This is a genomic window from Arthrobacter sp. EPSL27 (genome assembly GCF_001512305.1).
Taxonomy (GTDB): domain Bacteria; phylum Actinomycetota; class Actinomycetes; order Actinomycetales; family Micrococcaceae; genus Arthrobacter.
In genome coordinates this window covers 782030-804309 of sequence record NZ_LNUT01000005.1, presented here as the reverse complement: position 1 = coordinate 804309, position 22280 = coordinate 782030, and the positions used below count along the sequence as shown (strand labels likewise).

Sequence of the window (22280 nt, the reverse complement as noted above, 5' to 3'; positions counted from 1 at the left end):
AAAGGAGACGACATGTGCCGCTGGCTAGCCTATTCGGGTTCTCCCGTTCGATTGGATGACCTCCTCTACAAACCCGCCAACTCGCTCGTGATGCAGGGAAAGCACGCGCGGATGGGGGTGGAGACCACCAACGGTGACGGCTTCGGCGTCGGGTGGTACGGCAACGCGCCGCTTCCCGGGGTGTTCCACAGCACCGAGCCTGTCTGGCACGACCGCAACCTGCACGAACTCGCGCAGCAGGCCTCTGCCGCCCGCGTCTTCGCGCACATCCGCGCCACCACTGGCACGGCCGTGCAGCAGACCAACTGCCACCCGTTCCGCCACGGCCGGTGGCTCTGGATGCACAACGGCGTCCTGGCGGACTTCCCCAAGGTCAAGCGTGACCTGGCCATGGCTATTGCTCCGGAGCTCTATCCCGAGATCGAGGGATCAACCGACTCGGAGATGTTCTTCTACCTCGCGCTGACCTTCGGGCTGGAACGCGAACCGCGCGCAGCGGTGGCCCAGGCGGTGGGTGTCATCGAGGACGCCGGGCGGCGCCACGGCATCGAGCACCCCATCCAGATGACAGTGGCCACCACCGACGGCGAGACCACGTGGGCCTTCCGCTACTCAAGTGAGGGGAACTCCCGGAGCCTCTTCCACAGCACGGACATCGCGACCCTCCGCGCCCAGTATCCGGACAACCCCCTGCTCCACGACCTTTCCGACGACACCCGGCTGGTGGTATCCGAGCCGCTGGGCGACCTCCGCGGGGCGTGGCAGGAGGTACCGGACTCCACCTGCGTCGTGGTGCACGGCGGCGAACAGGACCTCTACCCGTTTACTCCTTCAGCCGTTTAGGGCAGCGGGCGGGTTGGATGGGTTCCGCCGGGGGGCGCCTCCTCCGGCGGAACACCGCCCACAGCCGCGCCGGCATGCGCGGCAGCCACCGCCGGGCGGCACAGCAGCTCGATCAGTAGGATGGCCAGTCCGGCCAGGACTGCCGTCCAGATGGCGACGGCCGCCGTCGGGTACTGCCAGAGGATGAGGACGAGGACCGCGATGCCGAGGACCGCGGCTTCCAGGATGCGGCGGTAGCGTGCCAGCCAGTACTGCCACGGCCTGGCCTGTCCGGCCCCGATCTTGCCGGTCACGTAGTCGCCGGCCCGCGTGAGGCCCTGCCGGACGGACTCCGCCGGGCGTGAATGGCCGCTGAGGAAAGCGGCCAGTGCAACCAGCAGGCCCACCACGAAGATGAACCGCACGGCAGTCCGCAGCGGCACCAGGACTGTATCAACCAGGCTGTGCGCCGCCGCGGGGGAGACCGTGGACGCCGGGATCGTGTCGAGGAAGATGTCCAGCCCGATGGCCAGCGCGAGTGCCAGGACCGCCATGGCGATCGCTATGGCCAACCCGACGCGGCTGGTGGTGCGCCGGCGCCAGCCCCGCGGCGCCACGGCGATGGCCCCGACCGCGCTGAGCGCGGTCAGCCAGGCGAGGATGGGGGCGGTGCGGTCCAGGGTCTGGATGGCCTCCGTGGCCCGGACCAGTTCGGGGGACTGGATCAGGGCGATCTGGGCGTCGACTTCCGGAATCCGCGCCGCGATGTCCACCCCCTGCTCGATCAGGAGGGTCTTGACCCGGGCGATGATCTCCTTCGTGGAGATCGAGACGGTGCCGGTCTCGTCGATGCTCACCGTCCCGCCGGTGTTGCCCGTCGCCAGGTTGACGATGCTCTGGTGCGCCACCCTGTTGACCTGCGTCCAGAGATCCTGGAACTGCGGGCTGGCGACGAATCTGGAAACCCCGGTGTGGATCAGCGACTTGGTCTGTTCGGCGATGGCGGGCGCCAGCCCGGTGATCACGGCGGCGACGCGCGGCGCCACATTCGCCAGTTCGGTCATCGCGTCCCGGGTGATGCCCTCGATATCGACTGCTTCGGTGATCTGGGCGGTGACCTTGTTGGAGATCTCCGCCTGGATCGCAGGGTCAGACGCCAAGGGCGCAACCGTGGCCACGTAGCGGTCCGTGTCGAGGACCTCGCTGCGCAGGTACAGGGCCGGTACTGCGGCGATCGCCAGAACAGCCGTCAGGACCACCAGGACGATGGCGATGATCCGGCGGGCCAGCCCCGCCCCCGATCCTGGCGGTTTCGGCGCTGGCGTGGCGGCACGGTCCCGCTCGAGCTGCAGCCGTGCCACTTCGGCGCGCAGCCGCTGGATCTCCTTCTGTTCCGGGCTGCCGCCGCTGGCAGCGTCATCATGGAGTGTCATGGCGTGCCCCGCTCGGGTCGTGGCTCGCCGCGGGACTCGACGGACCGGTATGACGTGCCCGGTGAGCCGGCTCGTATTTCGGTGCGTGGACAGTCACGGAAATGCTTCGATCGCTTCACGGGAACCGCCTCCAACGTCTGGGTTCGGGTAAGGGGTGCCTGGCGCCGCAGGCGGGGACTAGGTCAGAAGCCGTGATTTCGCTGCGGTGAATTCGGCCTCGGTGAGCATGCCGGTGCGCCGGAGCTCGGCCAGCCGTGAGAGCTGGTCCGCCAGCTCCTGGCCGGCGGCCTGCGGCGGCGCGGCGGATGGCGGAGCAACCGGCGGCGGAGCCTCCCGGACCGGAGCCCTCCGGGCAACGGTTCCAAGCAGCCCTGGCCGGCCGGCTCGAGCGAATGGCATGGACAGTTCCTTCTCTCAACGTGCCGGTCAGGTTGTTGTGACTCCGTCGGCTTCGAGTGCCAGGACCGCTTCGGCGTCGGGAATCCGGGCCTGCAGCGCTGTGACACCTCCTGAGCGCCGCACCTCTTCGGAGAGCCTGTGCGCCCAGCGGTGTTCGACGACGGCGACCAGCGCCGTTTCGTTGTTCCCGATGGTCTCGGCAGCCACGGCGATGTCGGCGTCGCTGAGCAGCGTCATGGGACGGGCGTCCCGGATCAGCCCCGACCAGGCCGCGGGCAGGCCATCGTGCAGGTCACGGACATGCACAGCCCCCGCCCGGTCCCTGCTGACCAGGACCATGTCCGCCAGGGCAATGGCTCCGGATTTCACCGTCTCGCTCAGTGCCTTAATGACGTTCGCGCCGATGGCCGGTTTCGGAAAGGCACAGATAATCACTTCCAAGGGCCCGATCTTCATATGACGCTCCTGTTCCTGCCCGGTCCTGTTCCTGCCCGGTCCGGCCGTGTGCAGTGCTGCAGTCGTGACACGTCTAATTGTCCGCAAGGCCCGCGTGCCCGGCCCCACCCGCCCGGGGTGATCTGTTGGCAGCCGCGGGGGAACCGGCGTGCGGCGGAGGGCCCGGCGCGCCCGCCGGGGAGGCTCTTTCAGGACGGAACGGGGGACGGCGGCTGTTCAAGCACGGATCCGGGGCTGGTCCGACGTCCAGGCGGGCGCCGCCGCTCACCCGAAAGGGGTGACGCGCTAGCTGTTGCCCAGCCGCCGGCCTGCTGCGAAGAAGGCGACTTTGGCGACCAGCACCAGTGCGCCCATGCCGGCGATCATCTGTACCGTCACAACTGCCCGGGCGAGCTGGCTCACGGGAGTGATGTCCCCGAACCCGACCGTGGCAAACGTGACGGTGGTGAAGTAGAGCGCATCCATCCTGCTCAGCGGCTCGGTAAATGCGTGCGGGTCCGTGGTGGACATTGACGTGTAGAGGAGGGCAAAGAGGACCAGGAACATGAGGACGGTCTCGACGACCGCTTCGGCGGCGCGGACCTGGGGTACCTCCGCCGCAATGATCATTCGCAGTTGAAGCGCCAGGGCGAATATAAATATGAGCAGTATCAGCGCCAACCGGATCCAGGCCCCCGCCGAATTGTCCTCACTGAAACCCGATACAGGAATGTAGTTGAAGAGGAAAAGGAGCAGGACGAGAAAGGCAGCAAACCGAATAACCGCGACCAGGAAAACATGCCGCCTGGTGGCCCGGTCCAGTTGGCGGATAAACACCGGGCTTTTGCGGCTACTTTGATGTGCGGCCATGACTGATGTTACCGCGCACTGCCGTTCCCGGACGGGGACGCCGGAGCCCTGGTTCCGCGGGGCCTGCGGGCGGTGCGCGGGAGTAGGGGCACTAGGACCTTATGCCCCTATTGGACGCTATTGCACGTCTCTACGATCGATTACGTGGGAGAGCCGCAGCACTCGGAATCAGTCCACGGTCCGCAATTAAAACTTCGGCCGCCTTTGCGCGGACTGGGGACCCTTGAGCGCCCCCGGTTGGAGGACGCTTTGACGGCGGCCGCTGATGCCTACCGGCTGACGCTCGTCGCGGCACCGGCCGGGTACGGCAAATCCACCCTTTTGAGCGAGTGGGTCCGCAAACGCGACTTCCAGTGTGCCTGGTTGTCGCTGGACCGCTTCGACAGCCAGCCGGCCCGGCTCTTCGGCGGCGTTGTCGGGGCGCTTCAGGATGTGGCGGGGCTGGTCCCGTTGCCGGGCAACGCAGCGCTGATGGCGCTGGACCAGGAACTTGGTGCGGACCGCGCCGGTTCTTACGACTCGCTGCTGGGGGCCCTGGAGCAGCTCACGGAGCCCATCGCGCTGGTCATTGACGATCTCCACCTGGCCGGCCCGGGACTGGCCTACGGAGTTGTGGGGGTGCTTGCCGCCTCAGCCCCGCCGGCCTTGCGGCTCATCCTTTCGGGACGCGGGCATCCCGCCATCCAGTTGGAACGGCTCCGGTACGGGGAGGGCCTGGGGGAGTTCAGTGCCTCGGACCTTGCCTTCACCCGGGGGGAAGTGGCACGGTACGCCACGTCGCTGGGGCACGGGCCGGGCTTCGAGGCCACCCCCCTTTGGCACCGGACGGGCGGCTGGCCGGTAGCTGTCCAGGCAGGCCTCAGCACACCGGTCCAGGGGGCAGCGGTGCCGGCCCGGAGCCCAGTGAACGGTCCCGTCCACATACCGCTGGCCGACTACATTGCCGAAGAGATCCTGGACCAGTTGGACGCCGCGCAGGCGGATTTCGTCCTGCGGGCCACTGCCTGCGACTGGCTGGACCGGCGGCTGGCCGTGGAGCTCAACGGCCAGCCCGACGGCGGGATGCTGCTGGAGGCGTGCCTGCGCGACGGATTGTTCATTGAGGAGCACGAATACCGCGGCGGTGAATCGATGTACCGCTGGCAGCCGCTCTTCGCGGCCCAGTGCCGCAGGATCCTGGAGCGGCGGGACCCCCTTCTCGCGGAACGCCTCCACAGGGTTGCCGCGCGGCACTATGCGGAGACCGACGTCGGGGAGGGCGTGGCTCAAGCGCTCGAGGGCAAGGCGCCCAGGCAGGCGGTCACGGCACTCGGAGCGTACTGGCTTGAGTTCCTGCTGTGCAGCGGGGCCCATGCCCTTGAACAAGCGTGCCGCGAGCTGCCGGCACCCTGGAATGACGACCCTGAAATCCTGATGGTCAGTTCCGTCTGCCGGGCACTGGACGACGACAGCGAGGCTGCCACCGAACTCACCTATCGTGCGCTGGCGCGGACCTCGATGCTGGACGCGGTGCGGCGACGGAAATTTGACCGTTGCCGGACGGTCTTTGAACCGGCGTCCGGCGTCGGGCAGCCGGAGGTTCCGGCGACGTACGCTCCGGCGAATGACGGCGAGGCGCTGGAATGCGGCCGCGCCACCACCTCGGGCCTGTTCCTGCTGGCCCAGGCCGAGTTCAGGTTGCACCGGGTAGGGGACCAGGCTGCGCTGCTGCTCCAGTCGGCCGCAGGCGAGGCCGGCCACTGGGAGGCGGTGGAAGCCGGCGCCGCGGCAGAACTCGCGCTGGCCTTCGCGGCGGGCGGAGACCTGGCGGCGGCCGACGACATAGCGACGCAGGCGCTGGACCGGGCGGACGGGCTGGGGCGGGCCGCGCAGGACCGGATGGCGGCGGCCTGGCTGGCACGGGGAATCGCCAGTTACTGGAAAGACGAACTGAGCGGCGCCAGGGCCCATCTGGCCAAAACGGAGCGCATCGGCGGCCCGTCGTTTCCGCTCGGTCCGCTCACCGTTTTCTACGCGGTCCTCGTCGACTGTGCCAGCGGCGACCAAGGCCATCTTGCCGAATCCACTGCGGCGCTGGAAGCGCTGTATGACCAGGGCCGGTATCAGGTGTCGTGGGCCGATTTCCACACCATCGCCTTGGCCAAGATTGCCGAAGCCAAAGGTGACATGGACGCCGCTCTCACAGTGGCAGCCTCTTTGGGTTCCGGCGGGCGCTCCCCGCTGGTGGACGTGCTTCTGGCGGAACTCCTGCGCCGGGGCGGAGAAAGCGGTGCAGCCGCACTGTGTGCGAAAGCGCTGGCGGGCCGGCCCCTCAGCCTCTATCTGGACACCAGCCTGAGCCTCACCCAGGCCCTCCTTGCCCAGGCATCGGGGGATGAGGCCAAAGCCCACGAACGGCTGGAGCATGCGGTCCGCCAGGCTGAGCCCCAATCCGTGCTGCGCCCCTTCGCCGAGCGGCGGGACGAGCTGGCGGACCTCCTGATCCGCCACGCCGTGTGGGGGACGTCCCACGAATCGTTCGTCGCAGCCCGGATGGCGCGCCACACCGAGGGCGCCCCGCACCTCCGGACCCGTTCGTACTGGACCCTCACCGACCGCGAACGGGAAGTGCTGGCCTACATGCGCTCGGTGATGACCGCGGCGGAAATTGCCGAGGCCCTGTACATCTCCGTGAACACGGTCAAGACGCACGAGCGGTCCATCTACCGCAAACTGGGCGCGGCGGGCCGGCGCGATGCCCTTAAGACGGCGGCTGAACGCGGCATCGTCTAATTAGCCGGCGCGGCCTGCCGTGTGCATTCGGCTTCCGTCCGGGTCGTGGATTTCACCCGCAGCGGGTGAGGACCGCACCGGCGCCGGCGTCCAGACTTGTCATGACTGCCAAGAGCGGGCTGGGGAGCACATGTCCAGGAAAGGAACCTCCCGATGTCAAAGACTTCATGCCGCAGGTTTGCGGGCGGGATCACCCTCGCAGTTGCCATCGCCCTGCTGACCGGCTGCAGCACTCCTGCCGCGAACACCCCGCAGGAGAACGAATCGCAGGTGTGCGCAGCCACCAAGGCCTACGCTTCTGCCCTGACGTCCTTCAAAGACTCCTTGACGCCCACATCCACGGTGGACCAGGTCAAGGAGGCGCGGGAGCAGGTGGCGAAAGCCCATGAAGACCTGATGAAGGCGAGCGAGGCCGTAGCGAAGGACCGGGTGGACGCCGTCCAGGAAGCCGAGAAGAAGTTCGCGGCGGCCGTCAGGGATATTCCGGACGACGCGACCCTCGCGCAGGTGCGGGCGTCCTTGCGGGACGATGCGGCCAACGTCCAGGCCGCGTTGAGCGACCTCGGGACAGCGGCCAAGTGTTGACACCCGGCCCCCGCCGCGGGCCGTCGCCGGACTAGTTGAAAGCAGGGCAGCCACATGAGTTTCTGGGAGAATTTCTGGGACATCTTCTGGTGGTTCTTTACCGCCTGTGTCTTTTTCGCCTACTTGTTCGGCCTCTTCGCGATCATCGGCGACCTGTTCCGCGACCCCGGCCTGAGCGGGCTGTGGAAGGCCGTGTGGGTGGTCTTCCTGGCGTTCCTGCCCTTCGTGACGCTGCTGGTGTACCTGGCCGCCCGCGGCGACGGGATGGCCGAACGGTCAGTGGAACGCTCCCGGCGGCACCGGGAAGAGGCTGACGCCTCGACCCGGGTTACTGCCGGGAGTCCCTCCGAGGAGATCACCCGCGCCAAGGCGCTCCTGGACGCTGGAACCATCAGTCCTGAGGAATTCGAACGCATCAAGGGCCGGACGCTGGTCTGACGCTGCAATCGGCGTCGGACGGGTATCAGGTCACCATGCGCGGATTCCTCCAGGATCCCGAAGCCATCGCCCTGCTGCTGCTGGCGGCGCATATTCTGCTTGTGGCGGTGGCGGCCGTCCTGGTGTCGATGAACCGCCGCCCGTCGTCGGCCATCGCCTGGGTCCTTGCCATCATCTTCATTCCCGTGCTCGGCGCCGTCGTCTACCTCCTGGTCGGCTATTCGAAGTTGCCCAAGGCCCGCCGGGACAAGCAGCGGCAAGTCAACGAACTGGTGCTGGAGCGTACTGCCGGGAGCAGCCTCATCAGCCAGGGCCAAAACTGGCCGGACTGGCTGCACTCTGCGGTGGCGCTCAACAACAACCTCGGGGCCCTGCCCATGGTCGGCGGCAACCACGCGCAGCTGCTGCCTGACTACAACGGCACGTTCGATGCCATGGTCGCGGACATCGATGCGGCCACGAAGTACGTGCATGTGGAGTTCTACATTATGGCGCTGGATAAGACGACGGCGCCGTTCTTCGATGCGCTGGCCCGGGCCAAGGAGCGGGGAGTGGCGGTCCGGGTGCTGTCGGACTACCTGTCCGGAGTCGTCTTTCCGGGCCGGAAGGAAACCCTGCAGTTCCTCAACGACGCGGGAGTGGAGTACTACCCGATGCTGCCCGTGCGGCCGTGGCGGGGGCAGTGGCAGCGGCCGGACCTGCGCAACCACCGGAAGATCGTCGTCGTTGACGGCCGTGTGGGGTACACCGGTTCGCAGAATCTGATCGATGCCAGCTACAACAAGAAGAGCAACCTGAAGCGGGGCCTCCAGTGGCATGAACTGATGGTGCGGCTCGAAGGCCCGGTGGTGCGCGAGCTGGACGCGGTGTTCGCGACCGACTGGTACAGCGAGACCGACGTCATCCTGCCGCTGGAATACGGCTCCGTCGTCCACCGGGACGGGGCCGTGCCGATCGACGCGCAGGTTCTGCCCAGCGGTCCCAGCTTCGACAACGACAACAACCTGAAGCTCTACGCAACGCTCATCCACAAGGCCGAACGCCGGGTCAGCATCACCAGCCCGTACTTTGTGCCGGACGAATCCATCCTGATGGCTATCGTGACAGCTGCAGCCCGGGGGCTCAGCGTCGAGCTGTTCGTGTCCGAGATCGGCGACCAGGCGATGGTGTACCACGCGCAGCGCTCCTACTATGAGGCGCTGCTGCGCGCCGGCGTCAGGGTCTACTTGTACCGGGCCCCGCAGGTGCTGCACTCAAAGCACTTCACCATCGACGAGGAAGTTGCCGTGATTGGCTCCAGCAACATGGACGTCCGGTCCTTCAGCCTCAACATGGAGGTGTCCCTGCTGGCCCATGGGCGCGGTTTTGTTGACGCGATCCGTGGAATCGAGGACGGGTACCGGGCGAACAGCATCGAGCTGAAGCTGGAGGACTGGATCCGGCGGCCCGTCGGCGAGAAGGCGTTCGACAACCTGGCACGGCTGACCGCCTCCCTCCAGTAGGGCCTACCGTGCGGCGTCGGTCAGCAGCTGCCGGAACTGCTCTTCCGTATCCAGCGTCAGCTTCTTGCCGTTGAGGAAGAACGTGGGCGTGCCGGTGACGCCCAGGGCCGCGCCGTCCGCCGCGTCCTTGCGGATGCGGTCCCGGGTGGCCTCGGCCGCCACCGCGGCGTCGTACTTGGCCATGTCCAGCCCCAGCTCCTGGGCAAAACCCCGGAAGACTGCAGCCTGGGACTCCTGCTTCCCGCCCCACTCCGGCTGGGTCTCGAACAGCTTCGCCGCCATCTGCTCGTATTTGCCTTGTTGCGCGGAAGCTTCCACCGCCAGGGCGGCCGTCCCCGAGTTCCGGTGCCCGGGGAGGGGGAAGTAGCGGTTCACGAACGTGATCCGGTCCCCGTACTCCTGTTTGAGATCCTCAACGAGCGGATGGGCGGCCCGGCAGGACTCACATTCGAAGTCCAAAAACTCCACCAGCTGGGCTTTTTCGACGGCGGGGGCCGTGAGGCGGTGGCTGTCCTCACGGACCAATTCCGCACTGGCGGCCGGTTGCGGCGCCGGCGGGGCGGGCTTGGTGGTGGTTAGGACCGCGTACCAGACGAGGCCCGCGGCCACGATCAATCCGAGGATGATCCACACGGCCACGCGGACCTTCCGCGCAGGGTCGGTCGGGGCCGGGCTGGGTTCCGCTGCGGTCTGTTTCATGGGGCTGCTTTCTTCATTTCGGGGCGCGGCAAAGTCGATTCTGCGTGCGGCCCGGGGGTTGCTTTTCTTCTCAGGGCTCAGCTTCCGCTGCGGGGCGCGAACATGATCACGGCCACGCCCAGCAGGCAGATTGCCGTGCCGGTGATGTCCCAGCGGTCGGGGCGGAATCCGTCGAAGGCCATGCCCCAGGCAAGGGAACCGGCGACAAAGACGCCGCCGTAGGCGGCGAGGATCCGGCCGAAGTGCGCATCCGGCTGGAGTGTCGCCACGAAGCCGTAGGCGCCCAGCGCCAGGACGCCAAGGCCCGCCCAACACCAGTCTTTACCTTCCCGGACCGATTGCCAGATCAGCCAGGCGCCACCGATTTCGGCTGCAGCGGCGAGGGCGAACAGCACGATGGATTTTGCGATTGTCACGGACCCATCATTGCAGGGCCGTCAGAACTGCCGTTGCGGCTTAGGACTCCGGCAGGTCCCGGGGACCACTGAGGCGGCACCCCTGGCGGCTGCATTGCCTGGCTGTAACGCGCCAAACGGGCTGGTTGGACGCTACAGGGCGTTCGTCCTTCCAGATCGGAATGACCCTTGAGCCGCATTCGCGGCATGGCGGCTCCACATGTGCTCGCCGTTGCGCCTTGTTCATCATTTCCCCCCAAGAAAACTCCCGCCAATCTAGCTTTAACTCCAGCGAATGTACAAACGAGGAGCGGCTGTTTTGCGGGCACCTGGGGGCAGTCAGCGGCGTGTTTTCCGGGGATGGTCCCGAGGACCCCCGCAGATCGGGAATACTGGAGCGGTCCGCCCTGTTGATTAGCTATCCAAGCACTCCGAAGAAGAGGGACTTACCCCAGTGGCAACCGATTACGATGAAGTACGCTCCGACGTCAAGGAATCGCAGGAAAAATCCCTTGAAGCGCTGCAGTCCGCCAATGCCCCGGACGCCCGCAGCGTAGTTCGTGAGCTGGATGAAGCGGACTCGCTCGACGGAGCGATGATCCCCGGCGGAGAAATTGTCGCTGAAGAACTGACCGTCCAGGTCATCCCGCAGGCAGAGGATGAATTTACCTGCTACTCCTGTTTCCTGGTCCGGCACCGCTCACAGATCGCCCGTGAGAAGAACGGTCACGCTTACTGCATCGACTGCGAAGGCTAAGACCTTCGGGCCGGCACGAAGTTCCTACGCCGCGCCGGACCAGTTGTGCGCCGTCGCGGCCTTCCGGATGGTTCCGGCCCGCGCATGGAAAACGTCCGCGCGCTTGTGCCAGCTGGAACGGGCGGCAGGGGAGGCGTTCGGCCGCGCGGCGGCCCCTGCCCGTTGTGGCGGGGCCGGCATCCTGCCGTCAGGGCAAAGGTCAGTGACCAGGCCGGTGCCGGCGCATTCGCGCACCGCGGCGATGCCGGCGACGGCTGCCGGTTTGTCGGCGAAAGCTGCCGACTCCGCCACCACCGTTCCATCCGGGGCCGTGAGCCGGAACCGGAAATTCGATGCCCCGTCCATAAACACTTCAAACGTGCCGGCCATAACGATCCTCCCGTCTGCGGATCTGCCCTCGGCGTCTGCGCCCCGGAGCATGCCGGAGGGCATCACTGCCCCGGGGGTCCGCTGTTCTGGTCGAACGGTCACTCATGATCCGTTCATCTGGTGCTGACCAGTTTCTTCCCGCCGCCGCGCACGCCACAAGGCAGCGCACGTAAACGCTGCGTAAAACCCGTGCAACAGCGGTCTTAGACGTATTCGGCGAACCAGGCCAGCGTGTCGTTCCACGCCGCGGTTGCCTGCGCCTCAACGTAGCGCGGCCCGGTGTCGTTGTGGAACGCGTGGTCGACGCCGGGATAGACGGTGAGTTGATGGCGGACGTCCGTCGCCGCCAGCGCGTCCCTCAGCGCAGGGAGGGCGCCCGTGATCCGCTGGTCGAGCTCGGCGTAGACGCCGAACACCGCCGGCTTGATGGCCGGCACCTTGTCGAGATCGGGGGAGGGACCGTAAAACGCAGCGGTCGCTTTCAGGCCGGGCAGGTCCGTCGCGGCCTGCCAGGTGATGCCGCCGCCGAAGCAGAAGCCTGTCATGGCAATCCGGCCCTCGGCGACGAAGTCCTGCGCCTGCAGGTAGTCGAAAGCCGCGGCGAAATCGGCGACGTGGCGCTGGGCGCCTGCGGCGGTCAGCGCCCCCGGGACGGCGTCGCGGTCCATGCTCGCTGTGCCACCTTCCCGGCTGAGCAGGTCCAGTGCCAGGGCGGCATAGCCGGCGTTGGCAAAGCGGCGCGCAACGTCCTCGATGTGCGGGGTCAGCCCGCGGTTTTCGTGGCAGATCAGCACGGCCGGGCCGGGCCCGCCCGCGTCCGGGCGGGCGAGGTAGGCGCTGATATTGGTCCCGTCGGCGGGGAAACGCACCGTCTCCGTCACGAGTCCCGGCGCGCCTTCCGGAACGGAGAGCGGGCTCTTGGCCCCCGGAACGGCGCCCCCGGAAGCGGTGCCCGTGCCCGACGGCGAGGGGCTGGGTGTGGGCATGGGGTCGGTGCTGCGCGGGACCTCCTCGGGGGTGCAGCCCACCAGCAGCATTGCAGCCGACGCCGCGGCCATGCTGCCGGTGATAAAAGCCACCCGGCGCGTAAACGTGCGCTGGCTCAGGGTCCCGGCGCGGTAATCGTCAAAGAATTCCTCGATCAGGTACTTCTCAAACTTGCCAAGCTTTGTCATGGCGGCCCTCCTGGAGTGTGCGCATATCCTCCTCCGAAGTCTGCGCCCGGGCAAGGGTGGGAGATGCTGGACGGCGGGCCGGTGGCGGTTCGGTCAGTGCCGGTCCGGTCGGTGGCGGTTCGGCCCGGCATTGAGGGATGGATGCTGCCCACGGGCGGCCCGCCCGCCAGGATGGCCCCGTTCACCGGGCAAATGTCTTAATTCGACATGTGAATGCCCGCTGGCGCCGATTGCTCCGTAACATTTAAGCAATTAGGGCTCTCAGCTTGCCAAGTTCACTGTAAAGGACTATTAGGTTGCCACTCGAATCATTGCCCGTCCTGGACTACTCCCTCTTGAGTGCCGGACCAGCGGAGGCCTCGCAGTTCCGCGCCGAACTCCGCACCGCCATGCACGAGGTGGGGTTCCTCTATCTGGCCGGGCATGGAATCCCGCAGGAGTTGACCGACGCCATGCTGGATGTCTCGCGGCGCTTCTTCGACCTGCCCGAAGAGCAGAAGCTCGCCGTCGAGAACATCCACAGCCCTCAGTTCCGCGGCTACACCCGCGTGGGCGGCGAACTCACCGACGGTGCGGTCGACTGGCGCGAACAGATCGACATCGGCGTCGAGCGTGCCGCCGTCGAGCCCGGGCCTGGCGTGGCGGACTACTGGCGCCTTGAGGGGCCCAACCTGTGGCCCGACGCGCTCCCTGAAATGCGCGGAATCGTGTCCGAATGGACTGAGCGCCTCAGCGAGATCTCGCTCACCCTCCTGCGGGCGCTGGCTGTGTCCCTTGGGGCGCGCGAGGACGCGTTCGACGAGGCCTTCGCCGCCCGGGCGTTCCCCGTGCTGAAGATCGTGCGGTACCCGGGGGAGTCGAACCCCGAGCCGAAGCAGGGTGTGGGTTCCCACCGGGACGGCGGAGTGCTGACGCTGCTGCTTGTGGAGCCGGGCAAGGGCGGACTCCAGGTGGAGTACCAGGGGCAGTGGATCGACGCCCCGCAGGTGCCGGGAACCTTTGTGGTCAACATCGGCGAGATGCTTGAACTGGCGACGAACGGATACCTGAAGGCGACCCTGCATCGCGTGATCTCGCCGCTGCGCGGCACCGACCGCATTTCGCTTCCGTTCTTCTACAACCCCGCGCTGGACGCGACCATGCCGCAGCTCGCGGTGAGCCCGGAGTTTCAGGAGAAGGCCCGCGGGCTGTCCGTCGACCCGACGAACAGCCCCATCCTCGAAACCTACGGAGACAACGCCCTGCGCTACCGGCTGCGGGCCCACCCCAACGTCGTTGAAGCCCACCACGCGGATCTGCTGAACGGCTGACCGGCCACTCCCTTAGGCTGGCTGCCCGGCCGGCCGCGGTAGGCTGTGGCTTTCGGACCGGGCGGCATCGTTTGGGGGACAAGTGCTAAACAACAGCCAAGCCACAATGGTGCTGGGCCTTGTCCTGGTTGCCGTGGGGACAGCGGTGGCATTCGCCGTGCGGGCGTTATCCTTCGCCAGGTACATGCACCTCGAAGACCTCGGCATGGATGTGGATCCTGCCGTGGGCCCGGAGCTGTTCCGCCAGCTGGTCGCACCCACGGACGCTGACCGGATCTTCTTCTACCTGGCGGCCGCGCTGATCCCGGTCGGTCTAGTCCTGCTGTTCATCGGTTGGCGGCGTCGCGGGCACGCTGGGCCATAGGGACCTGGGGTCTGCTGGATCCTCATGAGCCCGGACATGCCGTCAGGTTTCGGAATGGCATGGCTGAACAATCTGCGGCTTTGCCGTCGGGCGGGCACGATGGGGAGCCTGCAGGTTACCTGAAGGGGCGGAGCCTGTGGCGTGATGGCTGGCTGTCGGGGGTTGGCTCGCGGTTAAATGTCAGAGGTCGAAAGTAGCCTTAAACCATGGAGAACAGGCGGGATCCAGAGGCAGTTCGGCCGGCGGGCGGGACGTTCGCGGACGTGCCGCGGGTGGCCGTCAGCCGTCCGGACGTGCCGGATTCTAACGAGGTTGGGCCGGGCGGGGTTGGGTCGGAAAGCGCCCAGTCGACCGGGGCAAGGTTGATTGCTGAGATCCGGGCCCTGGAGGATGAGAAGTCTGCCTTGTCGGCGCGGCAGGCGCGGTTGTCCGTCGAGTTTGATCTGGTCCAGCGCCGCGAACGGGCCGCCGCGGGGGTGCCGGCGGCCGAACTCGGTGCCGGGGTCGCGGCACAGATTGCCCTGGCCCGGCGTGAGTCCCCGGCCAAGGGCGGCCGGCTCCTGGGCCTGGCCAAAGCCCTCGTCACGGAGATGCCGCACACGTTGGCGGCGCTGGAGGCCGGGCAGGTCAACGAATGGCGCGCCACCCTCCTGGTCCGCGAAACAGCCGCCCTGACCGCCGCGGACCGGGCCGCCGTCGATGAGGAACTCGCCCCGGACACGGGAACGTTCGACGGCGCCGGGGACCGGGCCATCATCGCCGCGGCGCGGGCCGCGGCGTACCGGCGGGACCCGCGCACCGTCACCCAGCGTGCCGCCCACGCCGCGACCGAACGGACCGTCACCCTCCGCCCGGCCCCGGACACCATGTGCTACCTCACCGCCCTGCTCCCGGTCTCCGCCGGCGTCGCCGTGCACGCAGCGCTGACCCGGTACGCCGACAGCCAGCGTGCCGCCGGAGACCCCCGAACCCGCGGCCAGCTCAAAGCCGACGCCCTCGTCGAACGGACCACCGGCACCCCCGGCGGGATCACCGGCATCGAAATCCAACTCATCATGACCGACCGCACCCTCCTCCAAGGAGACGCGGAACCGGCCCGTCTCCCCGGCTACGGCATTGTCCCCGCCGGCTGGGCCCGCCAACTCCTCGCCGGCGCCCAACCGGCAGCGGGACCCAACGCTGCCCCTCCGCCGGGAACGGACGCGGGGCCCGAAGCGGGGCCCGAAGCGGGGTCCGACACGGGACCGCAATCGGGTGACGACACGGGACCGCAATCGGGTGCCGACACGGGACAGGAATCGGGTGCCGACGCGGGACAGAAATTGGGTGCCGCCACGGGGCCGGAGACCGACGCGGGTCCGGAGGCGGGACCACCGACGGGACCCGGCGCGGACCTGACCCTCTGGCTCCGCCGCCTCTACACCGCGCCGGGCACCGGGGAACTGGTGGCGATGGACTCCCGGGCGCGGCTGTTCCCGCCCGGGCTCCGCCGCTTCATCACCGCCCGGGACGACACCTGCCGCACCCCGTACTGCGACGCGCCCATCCGCCACCTGGACCACATCATCCCCTGGCACCACGGCGGACCAACCACCGCCGGCAACGGCGCCGGACTCTGCGAAGCCTGCAACCACACCAAAGAAACCCCCGGCTGGACCGTCAGACCGCGGCCGGGCCCCAGAGACGCCATTGAAGTCACCACCCCCACCGGCCACACCTACCACTCCACCGCACCACCCCTCCCCGGCACACCCCTGACCGGCAATCCACGAACCGGCACTTCTCGCTCCGGCCCATCCTTGCTCGACGCCGTGGCGCCGGAATCCGGGGCCGCAGGCACCCGCCGTGTCCGCCGAAAACTCCGGCACCGTGCCAAAACCCGGATGCTGGGCAGATCCAGGCAAGGGAAACCGGAACGGTTGGTATGGGCAGCTCCGGACTTCAACTGGATTAGTTGTTTGAACACCAGCGCTGATCTCAACTGACGTGAACCGAACTGACGTGAACCGACCGGGGTGAGGCTAGGGAGCGATGATCAGCGGCTTCGTCGGGATCACGCACGAAACCCGCTCCAGGGTGGCCGCTGCGGCGCCCGGCACCCGGTTGTTCCTGCCGGTGTCATCGCACCAGTCGATGGCGAAGGGCATCGCTGTGATCGCAGCTTGTCCGGCCGCAGTCCCGGCCGGCACCTCAAAGGTGTAGCTGAAGCCGCCGGCGTCGTTCATCGGGGCGGTGGCGGCAAACACCTCCACGCCGCTGGCGTCCCTCATGGCGACCTGAATGCGGGCATTCCCGCCGTAGCGGGGATTGCAGTCCGCATCGGGGGCCATCACGGTTACCGTGTCTCCAGGCCGCGCGCTCAGCGGAGCCACCGAGAATGCCGGCGGGAAACAGGGCGGTTCCCCGTTGCCGGAGGGTGTCGCGCCGCAGCCTGAGGCGGAGGCAGCCACGAGGGCACCAGCAGACCATGCCGTCAGAAGCCGGAGAGTGCGACGGCTGACGGAACATCCCGGGCGGGTAGTGTCGTCTTCAGGCATGGCGGAACTTCGTTCGCCAGACGGCGATTCCCGCGAGCGCCACCAGCGCCATTCCACTGGCTAGGTAGAGCAGCGCACCCCACGGGGCGTGGTCGCCACCGGACGTTGCAAACGCGTCAGCAATTCCCATGCCGCCGGTGAAGGCGACGAACATATGGGACGGCGCCGCGAGGACAAGCAACGCCAGGTAAATGCTGGCAACCTGGCCGGCGCGGGGCGCATCTGCGCGAAGTGTGCCGATCATGCCGGCGGCAGCCACAGCGATACCAACAGCACTCCAACCGATAACACGCGGCGCCCCCAAAGACTCGCCGGCCTCGGTCATGGCGCCGTGGATCTCGCCCAGGGTTGCGCCGGGGACTGCCGCCAGCGGATTCCACACAAGTGTCTGGAAGGCGCCGGCAATCGAATAGGCCACCAGCGCCGCGGAGCCCAACACCGCCGCCAAGATTGCCCATCCCTTCTGAGCGTTTCCCCCGTGCTCCATGGCGAAAACCTACCACCGACGCCGGGTCTGGCGCCGTGACTGGGCCCCGTTCCTGCCGGTGGCTATCCTGACGGTATGGACGTGCTGAGGGCGCCCGCCAGGGGCCAGCGGTGATGGGCGGTTCCTTGCCCCGCCAACCCTCCGCCGCCGGCGGGGAATGGCTGGAAGGCCCGGTGGTGCTGGGGGTGGCCTGGGAAGAGTCAGAGCACCTGGTCCGGACCGGTGCCAGCCTGGCAGCCAGGCTCGGCGCGCACCTGATCTGTGCCTACGTGGACCCGGCGAGTTACCTCACCGAGTGGGAGCCCGAAAGCTCCAGAGCCAGCGCATCGCTGGATCCGGTCTTCAACAGCGAAACCGACTTTCCCTCCAGCCATGTCCGTGACGGGCTCCAAGAGATCCTGGGTCCGCCGGGCGACGAATGGTCCTTCCGGGTCCTCAACGGGGCCGTTGCCCTGGCCTTGGACCGGCTGGCGGAGAGCACCGACGCCGCGCTCCTGATCGTCGGCGGGCAGCGCCCGGGACGCTTCGCCGCAATGACGCGGATGCTGGAGGGATCGGTCAGCGCCGACTTGACCAGCCTGCAGTCCCGGCCCGTCCTGGTGGTTCCCCATCCGAGGGACTGACGCCGACATCGCCCTTCGCCGCGCAACAGCGGGTACCGCCGGAGGCTATTTCCACCGGACGGGCTCCGGCGGAGCTTCCTGCCACGTGCGGAAGAACGAGGCACGGGCCTGCTCGCCGGCCAGCTGTTCCAGCGCGTGCAGCCTCCCGTACGTGAACGCATCGGCCCCGGTCGCACCGGCGGCCAGCCCGCGCAGGACCTCCCGGCTGACCACGCTGTCGTGATGGTCACCAAGGCTCTCCTGGATCTCCTCAGCCGCCCGGGCGAGGCCGGCTGCCTGTTCGCCGAAGATCGGGACCGCTGCCTCTGCCGCATAGCGCAGCCGCTTGGCGCTCTTGCGGACTTCATGAAGGGCGGCATCGGGACTTGTCCCGGGAGAGTCGACGTCGAGGGCCTCCACCTCGCGGACCAGCCGCTTGCGCTCCTTCGCGAGGAGCTTGCCCACGGTCCGGCGGGCTCCGGCTTCAGCGGCCTCGGTCCGGGGCGGTTCAGCGAGGAAGACATCGAGAGCATCGAGAAGCCGGAAATAGCGGTCGCTGTCCAGCGCAGCCAGACCTACCGCCCGGGCGTCCTCGGCGACGGCCCCCAGATGTTCCTCGATCCGTCGGCCAACCTCACCCAGCAGCGCGTCCGGGGGTTCTGCGCGGATCAGCCGCAGCAGCCTGTCCTGCATCACCTCGTTGTCCCGGGCCGCCCCCACGGTCCCTGCGAGCCACTGAAGTTCGGACCGGAGCGTCCGTGCCGTGCCGGCGTCGGTCAGGGGACGGAACGTGGCCAGGGCGGAGCGGATCCGGCGCGCCGCCACGCGGAGCTGATGCACGGCGTCCGGCGCATCCTCCCGAACTCCGGGGTCGTGCCTCTTCAGCGCCTCGAGCTGTTTGGCCAGATAGGTCAGCAGGACCGCGGAGGCGGGGCCTTCCGGTTCCGGCACGGGCACCGGCGCGCTGCCGGGCGGGTAGTGCCCGCCCAGGCCGCGGGCAAGTTTTGACGGCAATGCCGACGGGCGGTGCCCCGTCGCGGCCAGCGCCGCATCGGCGGCCTTGAGCAGGCGCCTGGGCCCCTCGATCAGTTCGAGTTCCCATTCCCGCCAGGCGGAGTGTTCCGCAGGCTCAAGGAAGGTCCGGGCATCCACCCGGTCATCGCTGAAGGCCGCGAGCGCGGTGCCGTCGGCGGCGAAGAGTCGGTGTACCGTGCGCCGGGTCTGCAGACGCGCTACCGGCATCAGGTCGCGGTCCCGGGTATGGACCCGTACCAGTTCCCGCAGCCTGGCGGGGACCGTGCCGGGATCGTCTCCCAACGCGTCGGTCACCTCGCGGCGTTCCCCGGCCGCCACCGGAAGCTTCAGATGCCACCCGGCGTCGCGCCCGCCGGTCCGGCGCCGAAGGGTGATCCCGCGCGCTGCCAGGGCCAGGTCCGCGGTGTCGAAGTAGACGGCGTCCAGGCTCTCTTCCTCAGGCGGGCCCACACGGTCCACCCCCGGCAGGGCAGCCAGGGACGGGAGTTCGTCGCCTGCGCCAACGTCGTACTTCCGTTCCACCTCGAGCGTCTCCGGGCCGGCCATGTCTTAGCCTAGGCCGTCGGTCCCCGGCGCAGCACGTGTCGAAGGTCCCGGCCGGCGACGCGGCTGCGGCTTTGTAGGCACAATGGAAGCGTGACTTCTCCGCCCGATCCGCTGCCCCCTGCCTCCGCGCCCTTTGACCTGGAGGCCATCGGGGCGGGCCTGGTGTTTGCACGCTCACTCGGCGAGCTGGCAGACGCGCTGCAGGCCGGCGGGCCCGGCGGGGTTGCCGTTGTGCAGGCGCCGCCGGGCACCGGCAAGACGACGCTCGTTCCGCCGCTGCTCGCCAACCTCGGCCTGGGCGCCGCTGCAGGGCGCGGGCGCATCCTCGTGACCCAGCCGCGGCGGGTGGCTGCACGTTCGGCGGCCCGGCGCCTCGCGGCCCTGGACGGCAGTCGGCTGGGGGACCGCGTGGGGTATTCCGTCCGCGGAGAACGCCAGACCGGTCCCGGGACCCTCATCGAGTTCGTCACGCCGGGCATCCTGCTGAACCGCCTGCTGGCAGACCCTGGACTTGAGACGGCCGGCGCCGTGATCGTCGACGAGGTGCACGAGCGCGGACTGGAGACGGACCTGCTGCTCGGCATGCTCCATGAGGTCCGCCAGCTCCGCGGCGATCTCGCGCTCGTCGCCATGTCCGCCACCCTGGACGCGCCGCGGTTCGCCGCGCTGATCGGGGACGCCGACGGCGGCGGCCCGGCGCCCGTCGTCGACTGTCCATCAGCGCTGCACCCCCTGGAAGCCGAATGGGCGCCGGCCGCAGCCGCCCGGCTGGATGAACGGGGCGTGACGCGCGGGTTCCTGGACCATGTGGCGGACACGGCCGCCGCCGCGCACGCCCGTGACCTCGCGTCCGGCCGGGACTGCGACGCGCTGGTGTTCGTTCCGGGGGCGTGGGAAGTGTCCTATGTCGCCGGCCGGCTGCGGGGGCGGCAGGGCGCTGAGGTCCTGGAACTGCATGGGCAGATCGGTCCCGCGGAACAGGACCGCGCCGTCTCAGGGCGGGCACCGGGCGGCGGCCCGCGGATCATTGTGTCGACGTCGCTCGCGGAATCCTCCCTGACCGTCCCCGGCGTCCGGCTGGTCATCGATTCGGGGCTGTCCCGTGAGCCGCGGCGGGACGCCGGCCGCGGCATGTCCGGGCTGGTCAACGTGTCCTGCTCCCGGGCGTCCGCCGAGCAGCGGGCCGGGCGCGCCGCGCGCCAGGGCCCGGGCCGGGTGGTCCGCTGCTTTGACCAGAAGACCTTTGGTGCCGCCCCGGCCCATCCGACGCCGGAGATCGCCGTCGCGGACCTCACCGGTGCCGCCCTGATCCTTGCCTGCTGGGGTTCGCCCGGCGGCCGCGGGCTGGCACTGCCCGACGCCCCGCCGCAGTCCGCAATGGACGAGGCGGTGGAGGTGCTGCGGGAACTCGGTGCGGTCAACGCGGACGGTCTCGCCACCGATCTCGGCAGGGCCCTGTCCCGGGTCCCGGCGGACCCCCGGCTGGCCAGGGCCCTGGTGGACGGCGCCGACGCCGTCGGGGTCCGCAGCGCTGCGGAGGCCGTCGCCCTGGTTGCCGGGGACCAGCGCGCCCCGGGCGCCGACCTTCCGCGGCTCCTCGCCGCACTGCGCGCCGGCAAGGACCCGGCGTCCCGGCGCTGGTCGGACGATGTCCGGCGGATGGAGGCGATCGCCCGCTACGAGAGGCCCGCCGCTGCCGGCCCGGTGGCGGCGGGAGTGGCGCCCGGATTCGTCGTCGCCCTCGCCTTCCCGGACCGTGTGGCGCGCCGGGTCTCCGGCGACGGGCCGGAGCGCTACCTTCTCACCTCCGGCACGCGGGCCGGGCTGCCCGCCGGCAGCTCCCTGTCCGGGCACGAATGGCTTGCCGTCGCCGACGTCTCCCGCGCCCAAGGGCGCGACGCTGCCGGCACTGGCGCCGTGATCCGTTCCGCGGCGCCGCTGACGGCTGACGCGGCCGAGACCGCGGCCCGGCACCTGCTGAGCGAGACCGTGGAGGCCAGGTTCAGCCAGGGCCGGGTCACCGCCCGCAAAGAACGCCGGCTGGGGGCGATTGTGCTGGCCTCCACCCCGGTGCGCCCCTCAGCCGCCGAAGGCCGGGCGGCGGTGTCCCGGGCCTTGGAAAAGGACGGCCTGGGAGGCATCGGATGGTCGACGGCGGCGGATGGCCTGCGCCGCCGTCTTGCCCTGCTGCGCCGGGAACTGGGCGACCCCTGGCCGGACGTCTCCGAGCCGGCGCTGCTGGCCAGCCTCGAGGTATGGCTGGCGCCGGAGCTCGAGGCGCTGGCAGGCGGCGTCCCGGCCAGCGGGATCGATCTGGAAGAACCGCTGCGGCGTCTGCTGCCGTGGCCAGAAGCGGGGCGGCTCAGCGAGCTGGCGCCGGAACGGCTTGAGGTGCCGAGTGGATCCCGGGTGAAAATCGACTACCCGGACGTGGACGACGGCGGCCGGCCCGTGGTGGCCGTCAAGCTTCAGGAATGCTTCGGCTGGGCCGAGACGCCCCGGCTGGTGGGCGGCAGGGTGCCGGTGCTCTTCCATCTGCTCTCGCCGGCCCGGCGCCCCCTGGCCGTGACCGATGACCTGGCTTCGTTCTGGTCCGGACCCTATGCCCAGGTCCGTTCCGAGATGCGCGGGCGGTATCCCCGGCACCCCTGGCCAGAGGATCCATGGACGGCGCCGGCGACGGCCCGGACCAAGGTCAGGGGCTGATTCGGGGCGGCTGTTACGTCATTGTGACGTGGCTCACGGCGC

At 68.8% G+C, this 22280-nt stretch carries 22 protein-coding genes; 11 read left to right on the top strand and 11 right to left on the bottom strand.

Features of this window, described 5'->3' with window-relative positions; genetic code table 11:
• Positions 1–12: 12 nt before the first annotated feature.
• Entirely contained in the window at positions 13–843 is an 831-nt protein-coding gene (locus AR539_RS14635) for a class II glutamine amidotransferase (protein WP_066438354.1), read from the top strand.
• On the opposite strand, the gene AR539_RS14630 is transcribed toward AR539_RS14635, so the two are convergent.
• From AR539_RS14630 to AR539_RS14615, 4 genes are all read right to left on the bottom strand, one after another.
• Complete coding sequence (locus tag AR539_RS14630; protein WP_066438351.1) at positions 840–2255, bottom strand: hypothetical protein; 1416 nt, start codon at positions 2253–2255, stop codon at positions 840–842. The two genes, AR539_RS14635 and AR539_RS14630, sit on opposite strands and share 4 nt — an antisense overlap.
• A gap of 177 nt (positions 2256–2432) precedes the next feature.
• On the bottom strand, positions 2433–2654 hold the full coding sequence (locus AR539_RS14625) for an SHOCT domain-containing protein (RefSeq protein ID WP_066438349.1): 222 nt from the start codon (positions 2652–2654) through the stop codon (positions 2433–2435).
• Positions 2655–2681: 27 nt separating this feature from the next.
• Entirely contained in the window at positions 2682–3110 is a 429-nt protein-coding gene (locus tag AR539_RS14620; protein WP_066438346.1) for a DUF6325 family protein, read from the bottom strand.
• Positions 3111–3395: 285 nt separating this feature from the next.
• Entirely contained in the window at positions 3396–3959 is a 564-nt protein-coding gene (locus AR539_RS14615; RefSeq protein WP_066438345.1) for a potassium channel family protein, read from the bottom strand.
• Positions 3960–4208: 249 nt separating this feature from the next.
• On the opposite strand from AR539_RS14615, the gene AR539_RS14610 reads away from it, so the two are divergent.
• The 4 genes from AR539_RS14610 to cls all read left to right on the top strand — a co-directional run bounded on the left by AR539_RS14610 (position 4209) and on the right by cls (position 9256).
• Positions 4209–6731, top strand: a complete 2523-nt coding sequence (locus AR539_RS14610) for a helix-turn-helix transcriptional regulator (protein ID WP_066438340.1) — start codon at positions 4209–4211, stop codon at positions 6729–6731.
• A gap of 153 nt (positions 6732–6884) precedes the next feature.
• A complete protein-coding gene (locus tag AR539_RS14605; protein ID WP_066438337.1) occupies positions 6885–7316 on the top strand; it encodes a hypothetical protein in 432 nt (143 codons plus the stop codon).
• A gap of 54 nt (positions 7317–7370) precedes the next feature.
• Entirely contained in the window at positions 7371–7754 is a 384-nt protein-coding gene (locus AR539_RS14600; RefSeq protein ID WP_066438335.1) for an SHOCT domain-containing protein, read from the top strand.
• A 35-nt stretch (positions 7755–7789) separates the two neighbouring features.
• Positions 7790–9256 (top strand): cardiolipin synthase, encoded by a 1467-nt coding sequence (cls, locus tag AR539_RS14595; protein ID WP_066438327.1) that lies wholly within the window; start codon positions 7790–7792, stop codon positions 9254–9256.
• 3 nt (positions 9257–9259) lie between these two features.
• On the opposite strand, the gene AR539_RS14590 is transcribed toward cls, so the two are convergent.
• Together AR539_RS14590 and AR539_RS14585 are read right to left on the bottom strand one after the other, a co-directional pair.
• Positions 9260–9955, bottom strand: a complete 696-nt coding sequence (locus tag AR539_RS14590) for a DsbA family protein (protein WP_066438326.1) — start codon at positions 9953–9955, stop codon at positions 9260–9262.
• Positions 9956–10032: 77 nt separating this feature from the next.
• Positions 10033–10371 carry a YnfA family protein gene (locus AR539_RS14585; protein ID WP_066438323.1) on the bottom strand — a complete coding sequence of 113 codons (339 nt, stop codon included), beginning with the start codon at positions 10369–10371 and terminating at the stop codon, positions 10033–10035.
• Positions 10372–10804: 433 nt separating this feature from the next.
• On the opposite strand from AR539_RS14585, the gene AR539_RS14580 reads away from it, so the two are divergent.
• On the top strand, positions 10805–11107 hold the full coding sequence (locus tag AR539_RS14580) for a DUF4193 domain-containing protein (protein ID WP_066438321.1): 303 nt from the start codon (positions 10805–10807) through the stop codon (positions 11105–11107).
• 24 nt (positions 11108–11131) lie between these two features.
• Here AR539_RS14580 and AR539_RS19095 read toward each other — a convergent pair whose 3' ends face one another.
• Positions 11132–11578 carry a YegP family protein gene (locus AR539_RS19095; RefSeq protein ID WP_331457491.1) on the bottom strand — a complete coding sequence of 149 codons (447 nt, stop codon included), beginning with the start codon at positions 11576–11578 and terminating at the stop codon, positions 11132–11134.
• Between the two features lie 101 nt (positions 11579–11679).
• Positions 11680–12651 (bottom strand): dienelactone hydrolase family protein, encoded by a 972-nt coding sequence (locus tag AR539_RS14570; protein WP_066438319.1) that lies wholly within the window; start codon positions 12649–12651, stop codon positions 11680–11682.
• Positions 12652–12947: 296 nt separating this feature from the next.
• Here AR539_RS14570 and AR539_RS14565 point away from each other — a divergent pair, with 296 nt between their 5' ends.
• From AR539_RS14565 to AR539_RS14555, 3 genes are all read left to right on the top strand, one after another.
• The gene (locus AR539_RS14565) at positions 12948–13961 is read left to right on the top strand and encodes an isopenicillin N synthase family dioxygenase (protein ID WP_066438317.1); all 1014 of its coding nucleotides are present in this window, start codon (positions 12948–12950) and stop codon (positions 13959–13961) included.
• A gap of 82 nt (positions 13962–14043) precedes the next feature.
• Positions 14044–14325, top strand: coding sequence for a hypothetical protein (locus AR539_RS14560; RefSeq protein ID WP_197410643.1), 282 nt, complete (start codon positions 14044–14046; stop codon positions 14323–14325).
• Positions 14326–14531: 206 nt separating this feature from the next.
• Positions 14532–16310, top strand: coding sequence for an HNH endonuclease (locus AR539_RS14555; RefSeq protein ID WP_082699378.1), 1779 nt, complete (start codon positions 14532–14534; stop codon positions 16308–16310).
• A 36-nt stretch (positions 16311–16346) separates the two neighbouring features.
• On the opposite strand, the gene AR539_RS14550 is transcribed toward AR539_RS14555, so the two are convergent.
• Positions 16347–16655 (bottom strand): hypothetical protein, encoded by a 309-nt coding sequence (locus AR539_RS14550; protein ID WP_066438310.1) that lies wholly within the window; start codon positions 16653–16655, stop codon positions 16347–16349.
• A gap of 199 nt (positions 16656–16854) precedes the next feature.
• On the bottom strand, positions 16855–17349 hold the full coding sequence (locus AR539_RS14545) for a hypothetical protein (RefSeq protein WP_066438307.1): 495 nt from the start codon (positions 17347–17349) through the stop codon (positions 16855–16857).
• A gap of 125 nt (positions 17350–17474) precedes the next feature.
• Here AR539_RS14545 and AR539_RS14540 point away from each other — a divergent pair, with 125 nt between their 5' ends.
• The gene (locus AR539_RS14540) at positions 17475–17972 is read left to right on the top strand and encodes a universal stress protein (RefSeq protein ID WP_231728623.1); all 498 of its coding nucleotides are present in this window, start codon (positions 17475–17477) and stop codon (positions 17970–17972) included.
• A 45-nt stretch (positions 17973–18017) separates the two neighbouring features.
• Here the strand turns inward: AR539_RS14540 and AR539_RS14535 are convergent, their stop codons facing one another.
• Complete coding sequence (locus tag AR539_RS14535) at positions 18018–19532, bottom strand: CYTH and CHAD domain-containing protein (RefSeq protein ID WP_066438301.1); 1515 nt, start codon at positions 19530–19532, stop codon at positions 18018–18020.
• A gap of 90 nt (positions 19533–19622) precedes the next feature.
• Here AR539_RS14535 and hrpB point away from each other — a divergent pair, with 90 nt between their 5' ends.
• The gene (hrpB, locus tag AR539_RS14530; RefSeq protein ID WP_066438299.1) at positions 19623–22238 is read left to right on the top strand and encodes an ATP-dependent helicase HrpB; all 2616 of its coding nucleotides are present in this window, start codon (positions 19623–19625) and stop codon (positions 22236–22238) included.
• Positions 22239–22280 lie beyond the last annotated feature (42 nt).